This is a genomic window from Pseudomonas phenolilytica (genome assembly GCF_021432765.1).
Taxonomy (GTDB): Bacteria; Pseudomonadota; Gammaproteobacteria; order Pseudomonadales; family Pseudomonadaceae; genus Stutzerimonas; species Stutzerimonas phenolilytica.
Genome location: NZ_CP058908.1, coordinates 1678721 through 1687375, shown reverse-complemented (window position 1 = coordinate 1687375; position 8655 = coordinate 1678721). Strand labels below are relative to the sequence as shown.

Sequence of the window (8655 nt, the reverse complement as noted above, 5' to 3'; positions counted from 1 at the left end):
CTCAGCGTTCTCCTTTCAGACGGAAGTGCAGGGTTTTCACCGCTTCGCGCGATACCGCCACGCCGTTCTCGGTACGCGGGGCGAAGCGCCAGCGCGCCGCGGCGCGACGCGCCTCGCGGTCGAAGACATTGCGCGGCGAGGCTTCGAGTACACGGATGTTCTCCACCCGCCCCTGCGGGTTGATGGTGAAGGCCAGCTTGATATGCCCTTCGATCCCCTGCTGACGCGCACGATAGGGATATTCGGGACGCACATCATTGAGCGGCATCACCTCGTGTTCGGGTCCGCCGGACTGGCCGCCGGCCACCGCGGCGGAGGCTGCCGGCCCCGCCGTAGCCGCGGCTGCGCTGGCCGCCGCGGCGCTGAGCCCGGACAGGCTCGGTGCCGGCGCGGCCGCCACCGAGATGCCCGAGTCGATGTTCGGCAGGTCGAGATCGAGCTTCGGCAGGCTGGCATCCGGACTGGCCATGTTCGGCGTCGGCGGTGTGGGCGGTTGCGGCGTTTTCGGCTGCGGCGGCTGTGGCGCCTGCTGGCGCGAGCGGCTGGCGCTGCTCTCGTTGCGCCCGTCCATGCGCACGAAGTTGGCGATCGCCACCGGCTCGCGCTCCACCTTGCTACGCGGCGGGGTGACCATGCTCAGCATCAACGCGAACAGCAACAGCGCCACCACGCAGGCCGCGACGAAGGACAGCGCCACGCGCGCCAGCGCCGCCATCACTGCGCGCCCGTGCTGGCAGCGAGGGCCACATCGTGCACGCCGGCCTGGCGCGCCTGGTCCATCACCTGGACCACCAGCCCGGTGCGCGCATCCTGATCGGCCTGCACCACCACGGCGCCATCCGGCTGATCGACACGCATGCGCTCGACATGCGCGCGCACGCTGCGTACATCGACGGCCTGCTTGTCGATCCAGACCTGACCGTCGGCGGTCACCGCGATGAAGATGTTGCCCTTGTCCTGCGCGCTGGCGGTGCTCGCCTGCGGGCGCTGCACCTCGACGCCGGACTCCTTGATGAAGGAGCTGGTGACGATGAAGAAAATCAACATGATGAACACCACGTCGAGCATCGGCGTGAGGTCGATGCCGGTGTCTTCGTCCTGCTGGTAATGATGGCGACGCATGCGCATCCAGAAATCCTCAATCGTGACGCAGCTGGTCGGCCAGCCGGTCGAGCGACAGCCGGGCAATACGCTCGAGGCGCGCCAGGCTGAATAATCCAGTGATGGCCAGCACCATGCCGGCCATGGTCGGCAGGGTCGCCTGCCAGACGCCGGCGGCCATGCCGCGCGGATTGCCGGTGCCGTTGAGCGCCAGCACGTCGAATACCGCGATCATGCCGCTGACCGTGCCGAGCAGGCCGAGCAGCGGGCACAGCGCAACCAATGCCTTGCTCAGGCGCAGCGGTCCTGCCAGCTGCTGCTGCGCCTGAGCAAGCCAGGCGGTGCGCACAGCGCGCTGCCAGACGCCAGGCTGATCGACCAGATGCTCCCAGGCCCGGCGGCGGTCGTCGGCCCAGTGTGGAAACACCCGGCGCATGTACCAGACGCGTTCGAAAACCAGCGTCCAGTACAGCACGCAGAGCAGCGCCAGCGCCCACATGACCATGCCGCCGGCGCCCATGAAGTCGAGCAGCAGATGCCCGCTATCGACCAGGCGCAGCCACAGGCCGTGCATGTCAGTCACGACGCGGCGCTCCGGACAGGTGCAGGGCGATCAGCCCGGCGCTCTGTTGCTCCAGAATCTGGATCAGCGCCTTGCTGCGACTGGCCAGCAGCGCATGCAGGAACAGCAGCGGAATCGCCACCACCAGGCCCTGCACGGTGGTCACCAGCGCCTGCGAAATACCGTCGGCCATCAGCCGCGAGTCGCCGCCACCGGTCTGGGTGATGGCCTGGAAGGTGACGATCATCCCGGTCACCGTGCCCAGCAGGCCGAGCAGCGGTGCCACCGCTGTCAGCAGCTTGAGCAGCGGCTGGCCGCGCTCCAGCGGTGGGGTTTCCTGCAGGATGGCTTCGTCGAGCTTGAGTTCGAGGGTTTCCAGATCGGCGAGCTGCGGCTTGGGGCCAAGCACGCCGATAATGCGTCCCAGCGGATTGTCGGCGCGCGGATTGTTCAGATCACGCATTTGCCCGCTCACCTTGCGGCTGACACCGGCGAGATAGACCATCCGCCAAGCCGCCAGGCAGAGACCGAACAGCCCCAGCGCGACGATCACCCAGCCCACCAGGCCGCCCTGCTGCAGACGCGCCCAGAAATCCGGCTCGAGCTGCAGCTGCGCCAGCAGCGTGCCGCGACTCGGATCGACCGGCAACGGGGACAGTGCCGCATCGCTGTCCAGATAGTCGTTCACCAGCCCCATGCCGGACGGTTGCCGTGCCGGCGCCAGCAGTTGGCCCGAGTCGGCGTCGTAACGCAGGAAGGCATTCTGGCCGTACGCGGAGAAGCTGCCGACGCGCAACACCGGCTGCTCGCTGCGCTGACCGTCGGCGGCGACGACCGGCAGCGTCAGCTGCTCGACCCGACCGCTGGCAGCGAGGTCTTCCAGCAGCGCCATCCAGAAACCGTCGAGGTCTTCGGCGGATGGCAATGCTCGGCTCTCGGCAAGGTTGTGCAGGCGCTGCAGACGCTCCGGGTATTGCACATTGAGCAGGCTGTCCTGCCACTGTGCGGCGATATCGCCAGCACTCTGGCGCACCACGCCGAACAGCTCGCCGAGGTGGCCGACGCGCTGCGCCAGCAATTTCTCCTGCTCGGCCAGCTCGGCCTCCTGACGATCGAACTCGGCCTTCAGGCGCTCGGCCTCGGCCTTCTCGCGGTCAAGCTCGGCCTTGGCGCGCGCCAGCAGCTGCGCCTGCTCGCTGCGATCGCTGACGAACGCCTGCTCGCGCGCCTGCATGGCGCTGACCTCGGCCGCGCGCTCACTGCGGATGCGCTGCAGCAATTGATCCGGATTCAGCGGCTCGGCGGCATGCGACAGCACCGGCAGCAGCACGAGGGCTAGAAGGTACGACAGACGGCTCATTGCGCGGCCTCCTTGGCCAGGGTCTTGACGGGCAATTCCAGATAGGCCGGCGCCTGCTGTTGCCGGGCCACGGCGATGGCCTGGGTGATCGGGCGGCGCGCGGCGCCGTCGAGCACTTCCCAACTGCGCGTCTGCGGATTCCACCAGCCGCTCTCGTGGGCATCCAGCGTCTGGTAATAGAGCATGACCCGCCCCAAGCGCAGGAATTCGACGCTGCGCGCGCCGCCCTCAACCGGCAGCTCGCCACGCCAGGCCTCCAGCGTGCGCCCGTAATCGCTCTCGATCTGGTAGGCCTCGAGAATGCGTCGGTACTTCTCGGCCAGACTCACATCGGCACGCGGCAACAGATCCTGCAGACCGGCCAGGCGATCGGCGCGCTCCTCCGGGAGGAAGGGCAGGTCGGCAGCGATGAACTCGCCAAGCACTGCGACCATCCGGCCCATCTGCGGCGTCACCGCTTCCTGGGTGCGCTCGATGCCTTCCAGCTGGCGCTGGAAGCCCTCCAGCTCCTTGCGCTGCGCGGCGGTGAGCTCGACCAGCTGCTTGTTGTAGGCCTTCAGTGCCTCGGTCTGCTGCAGCGCGCTGCGGTACTCAGTGAGCATCTGCCGGGTAGCGTCATCAAGCTGCTCGATACGTTGCTGCGAAGCCGCGGCCTCGGCTGACAGCCGCTCGCTCTCGGTCAGCGCGGCATCCAGGGAGGCAGCCATCAGCGGCGCCGCGCCTAGACAGCACGGCAACACGGCAACCGCCAGCAGGCGGGGGATGAACGAAGACATGGGGGATCCTTGCAGGAGGACTAACTCAAAAGAGAAACATTATCATCTTCCCATTGACGCAGCGCAACCCGGGCAATACGTCGCAGGCCGGGCCGCGCGTTTCATTGAGCTGAGTCAAATTCGACAGCAAGCTACTCAATAACATGGCCCCATCGCAGCTAACACAAGATGGAGCAAGCACTATGCGCAAGACCCTGTTCACCGCTTCCGCGCTGGCCCTGGCGCTGGCCGCACCCTTCGCCCAGGCCTTCGAGGCCGGGGACATCATCGTTCGCGCAGGTGCGATTACGGTTGATCCGCATGAAGATAGCGGCAATGTGAAAGCTGGCGGCGCAGCACTTCCCGGCACTGGTGCAACCCTGGACAGCGACACCCAGCTCGGCCTTAACTTCGCCTATATGCTGACCGACAAGGTCGGCATCGAGCTTCTGGCTGCATCTCCGTTCAGCCATGATGTAGGCACCAAAGGCTTGGGCGGCCTGAAGCTGGGTGAAATCAAGCACCTGCCGCCGACTCTGAGTGTCGTCTACTACCCGCTCGACAAGACTTCGGCGTTCCAGCCCTATGTCGGCGCCGGCATCAACTACACCTGGTTCTTCGATGACAAGCTGACCAGCGAAGCTGAAAATTCGGCACTGCAACTTCGCGGTCTCGATATGAAGGACTCCTGGGGCCTGGCCGCGCAGATCGGCATGGACTACATGCTGACCGAGAACGTCATGCTCAACGCCCAACTGCGTTACATCGATATCGACACGACTGGCACGACCTATTCGGAAGCCGCAAGCGCAAAAATCAAGGTCGACGTAGACGTAGACCCCTTCGTCTACATGGTCGGCCTCGGCTACAAGTTCTGACGAAACCGGCATCGCCGTATCGCAGACAAGAAGAAGGCGCCGATCGGCGCCTTCTTCGTTTTCCTGAACTTACAGCCCCAGCAACCGGACTAGCCCTTCGCGCATCCCCGTCGGCGGCTCCGGCAGGCGATAGCGCTGCAGCAGCCGGGTATTGTTCGCCCGGGAATGGCGGATATCCCCCGCGCGCGGCGCCTGGTAGTTGACCGTCGGCAGCCCGCCGAGCACGTCACCAATCGCGTCGAGCAGTTGGTTCAGCGAAGTCGCGCGGCTCAGCCCGACGTTCACCGCACCTTCCACTGCCTCGGGTGACTCCAGCGCCTGCACCAGCACCTCGACCAGATCGCCAACATAGACGAAGTCGCGCGTCTGCTCGCCATCGCCGAATACAACAATCGGCAAGCCCTTCTGCGCACGCTCGGTGAAAATGCTGATGACCCCGGAGTATGGCGAAGACGGATCCTGGCGCGGCCCGAAAATGTTGAAGAAGCGGAACACCACCGGCTCCAGGCCATGCTGGCGGCGGTAGAAGTCCAGATAGTGCTCGCTGGCCAGCTTATCCGCGGCATAGGGCGTCAGCGGCGCCTTCGGCGTGTCTTCGTCAATGGCCTCGCCCTCGCCGTTGTTGCCGTATACCGCCGCACTGGAAGCGAACAGCACTCTGCGCACACCCTCGGCGCGCATCGCCTCGCAGACATTCAGCGTGCCGATCAGGTTGCTCTGGTGCGTGCCCAATGGATCGTCTACCGACGCCTGGACCGACGCCACTGCTGCCAGATGCACCACCGCACAGCACCCCTGCAGCGCCTGGCGCACGCAGGCGGCATCTGCCACGTCGCCGACAATCAGCTCCAACCGGGAGTCATCCGGCAGATTGCTGCGTTTCCCGGTCGACAGATTATCCAGCACCCGCACCGCATAACCGCGCGCAAGCAAGGCGTCGACCAGATTGGAACCGATGAAACCGGCCCCGCCGGTAATCAGAACAGGACGTTCAGCCATGACGGTAATAGCGCTCCAGCAGCGGTGCCAAGCCAGCACGCCACGCGCGCGGCTTGATTCCGAAGGTATTGAATATCTTCTTGCAGGCCAGCACGCCGTGCTGAGGCTCGTCCTCGGCATCGGAACAGTCAGCATGTGCGGTTGGCACCAGGATTTCACCTTCGAGCGGCCGGTATCTTCCCGCCTCGGCGAGAATCGCCTGGCCGACCAGCAGTGGCGTCGAGGCTTCGTGGCCACCGTAGTGATAGACGCCCCACAGCGGCGCCTGACAGTCGAGCTGCTTGATGACCGCCAGCATCACCCGCGCAGCGTCGTCCACTGGCGTGGGATTACCACGCCGATCATCGGCGAGCTCAATCGATACGCCCTCCTCCAGCCGACGCAGAAAACGTCCGAGGATTCCATCGGCGCTCTCGTCGAGCAGCCAGCCAAAACGCAGCAACACGTGCCGTGGGCACAGCGCGCGCACGCTCTGCTCGAACTCGCTGAGCGCCCGGCTGCGTGAATCGAGCGGCGCAAGCTCGTCCTTTTCGCTGTAGGCAGTGGTTCGCGCACCATCGAATACGCGATAGCTCGAGGGCTGCAGAAGAATAAAGTCATGGTGCTGGCAGAGCTCGGCCAGTCGCTCCACCGCGCGCCCCTGGCGGACCAGCACCTGTTCGTCGACCTGACTGCTCTGGAACCAATCGAAGTAGTAGGCCAGGTTGATGACAACATCCGGACGGTTGTCGTCGAGCAACTGGGTGAGGCTGGCGGCATCCCAGCCCTGGGCGGGAGGACAGGGTGCGAAGAAGCCGATGTCTTCCTCGGCACCCAGGCGGATGAGTGCCTGACCCAGGGCATTGCCGCCGCCCAACAGCATCAGGCGCATTCGCATTCAGTGATCTCTAGAACGGGATATCGTCGTCGAAGCTGTCGTAGTCCGGTGCCGGCTGTTGCGTGGCCGGACGCGGCTGCTGCGGCTGAGCCTGGGCGCGCGGTGCCTGCTGCTGGGGCTCACGCTGCGGACGCGGCTGGCGCGGGGCATCATCGGAGCTGCCGCCACGACCGCCGAGCAGCTGCATGCTGCCGTTCATGTCCACTACAACCTCGGTGGTGTAGCGCTTGACGCCATCCTTCTCCCACTCGCGGGTCTGCAAGCGGCCCTCGATGTAGCATTGCGAGCCCTTGCGCAGGTACTCACCGGCAATCTCGGCGACCTTGCCGAACAGCACGACGCGATGCCACTCGGTACGCTCCTGCAACTGACCGGTCTGCTTGTCCTTCCAGCTGTCGGTGGTGGCCAGGGTAATGTTGGTTACCGCATTGCCGTTGGGCAGGTAGCGGGTTTCCGGATCACCGCCGACATTGCCGATCAAGATGACTTTATTCACCCCTCTGGCCATGGGTAACTCCTTTCTGGAACGTTGATTTGATGGGCGCGCTGTAAACGCTCCTGCCGCGAGGAGCAGGCCAATGACCGCGAATCTTACCTTACCGCCCCTGGGGGGCCAACCGGCGCGAGCAGCTCCAGCCGCTGCACCGGCAAAAAGCACGGCTGCCGCACAGGCTGTCGGCTGGCTATGCGAGCAACCGGTCGAGCGCCGCCCGATCCAGAGCCTGCGTATCCACCTTGACGTACGCAGCGGCCTCATCGGCGACGATCAGGGCATCGGTCACACCCGGCACGCCGAGCAGACGGGCGGACAGTTCACTATCTGCCAGCGCGCGAGCCGACAGCGGCAGGCGCAGGCTGGTGACATAAGGTGGCTCGCGCATGCCGAAGGCCACCCACAACCACAGCGCACAGAGCACGGCACAGCCGATGAACACCATCGCCAGGCCGCCGTGCTGATACAGCCAGCCACCGACGATCCCACCGACGCCGGCACCAAGGAACTGGCTGGTCGAGTAGACCCCCATCGCGGTGCCCTTGCCACCCGCGGGCGCGACCTTGCTGATCAACGATGGCAGCGACGCCTCCAGCAGGTTGAACGCAGTGAAGAACGCCACCATGCCGATCACCAGCAGCCACAGCCCGCTACCGAACAACCAGAAATACAACTCGCAGGCCAGCAATGCGCTCACCGCGCCGAGCAATACGCGCCGCATCTGCCGCTTCTTCTCGCCATAGATGATGAACGGAATCATGCCGACGAACCCGACCAGCAACGCGGTGAGGTAGACCCACCAGTGCTCGTCCTTGGGCAGCGCGCCCTGCTCCACCAGCGCCAATGGCAAGGCGACGAAGCTGGCCATGAGGATCGCGTGCAGGACCAGAATGCCGAAGTCCAGGCGCAGCAGTTCGGCATGACGCAGCGTCAGGCCGAGCGCCTGGCGAGCCACACCGGATTCGCGGTGCCGCAGATGCCCCTGCGCACGCGGCAGGGTGGCGATGATCAGCGCACCGAGCAATGCCATGCCGGCGGTGACCCAGAACAACCCGGAAAGCCCGAAGGCCCGCGTCAGCAGCGGGCCGACCACCATCGCCACGGCGAACGACAAGCCGATGCTCATGCCGATCATCGCCATGGCCTTGGTGCGGTGCTGCTCGCGGGTCAGGTCCGACAGCAGCGCCATCACCGCGGCGGAGATCGCCCCGGCGCCCTGCAATATGCGTCCGGCAATCACGCCGCCGATGGAGTCGGCGGTCGCCGCCAGTGCCGCGCCGGCTGCAAACAGCACCAGCCCGACATAGATCACCGGCAATCGGCCGAAGCGATCGGACAGCATGCCGAAGGGAATTTGCAGCACCGCCTGGGTCAAACCATAGGCACCGATGGCCAGCCCGATCAGCGCCGGGGTCGCGCCTTCCAGGTCCATGCCGTAGGTCGCGAGCACCGGCAGCACCATGAACATACCAAGCATACGAAACGCGAAAACCAGGGACAGTCCGGTTGCAGCACGGGTTTCGCTGGCGCTCATGCGCTCGCTGTAGGGATCCTGCATGAAGGGTCTCGCTTGAATGAACCGGGCGGCGATTCTAGCAGCCATCTTCTTGCCGGGCACGGGCGCGCGCTG

At 65.4% G+C, this 8655-nt stretch carries 10 protein-coding genes; 1 reads left to right on the top strand and 9 read right to left on the bottom strand.

Annotated features, from left to right (window positions below; translation table 11 throughout):
* Window position 1 precedes the first annotated feature (1 nt).
* Genes HU825_RS08015 through HU825_RS07995 form a run of 5 tightly spaced genes read right to left on the bottom strand, consistent with a single transcriptional unit; the run spans window position 2 to window position 3799 of the window.
* The gene (locus HU825_RS08015; RefSeq protein ID WP_234303251.1) at window positions 2-715 is read right to left on the bottom strand and encodes an energy transducer TonB; all 714 of its coding nucleotides are present in this window, start codon (window positions 713-715) and stop codon (window positions 2-4) included.
* On the bottom strand, window positions 715-1128 hold the full coding sequence (locus HU825_RS08010; protein WP_043298087.1) for an ExbD/TolR family protein: 414 nt from the start codon (window positions 1126-1128) through the stop codon (window positions 715-717). Before HU825_RS08010 ends, HU825_RS08015 begins: the two co-directional genes overlap by 1 nt.
* A gap of 10 nt (window positions 1129-1138) precedes the next feature.
* On the bottom strand, window positions 1139-1675 hold the full coding sequence (locus HU825_RS08005) for a MotA/TolQ/ExbB proton channel family protein (protein ID WP_418652762.1): 537 nt from the start codon (window positions 1673-1675) through the stop codon (window positions 1139-1141).
* 1 nt (window position 1676) lies between these two features.
* On the bottom strand, window positions 1677-3023 hold the full coding sequence (locus HU825_RS08000) for a MotA/TolQ/ExbB proton channel family protein (protein WP_234303250.1): 1347 nt from the start codon (window positions 3021-3023) through the stop codon (window positions 1677-1679).
* A complete protein-coding gene (locus HU825_RS07995) occupies window positions 3020-3799 on the bottom strand; it encodes a DUF3450 domain-containing protein (protein ID WP_234303249.1) in 780 nt (259 codons plus the stop codon). The genes HU825_RS08000 and HU825_RS07995 overlap by 4 nt, the downstream gene beginning before the upstream one ends.
* A gap of 182 nt (window positions 3800-3981) precedes the next feature.
* Here HU825_RS07995 and HU825_RS07990 point away from each other — a divergent pair, with 182 nt between their 5' ends.
* Window positions 3982-4656 carry an OmpW/AlkL family protein gene (locus tag HU825_RS07990; RefSeq protein ID WP_054093417.1) on the top strand — a complete coding sequence of 225 codons (675 nt, stop codon included), beginning with the start codon at window positions 3982-3984 and terminating at the stop codon, window positions 4654-4656.
* 69 nt (window positions 4657-4725) lie between these two features.
* On the opposite strand, the gene HU825_RS07985 is transcribed toward HU825_RS07990, so the two are convergent.
* From HU825_RS07985 to HU825_RS07970, 4 genes are all read right to left on the bottom strand, one after another.
* A complete protein-coding gene (locus tag HU825_RS07985) occupies window positions 4726-5655 on the bottom strand; it encodes an NAD-dependent epimerase/dehydratase family protein (RefSeq protein WP_077682535.1) in 930 nt (309 codons plus the stop codon).
* Window positions 5648-6532, bottom strand: coding sequence for a sugar nucleotide-binding protein (locus HU825_RS07980; protein ID WP_043298093.1), 885 nt, complete (start codon window positions 6530-6532; stop codon window positions 5648-5650). Before HU825_RS07980 ends, HU825_RS07985 begins: the two co-directional genes overlap by 8 nt.
* 10 nt (window positions 6533-6542) lie before the next feature.
* Entirely contained in the window at window positions 6543-7040 is a 498-nt protein-coding gene (locus HU825_RS07975; protein ID WP_043298094.1) for a single-stranded DNA-binding protein, read from the bottom strand.
* 175 nt (window positions 7041-7215) lie between these two features.
* Window positions 7216-8583, bottom strand: a complete 1368-nt coding sequence (locus tag HU825_RS07970; protein WP_043298095.1) for an MFS transporter — start codon at window positions 8581-8583, stop codon at window positions 7216-7218.
* Window positions 8584-8655: the final 72 nt, after the last annotated feature.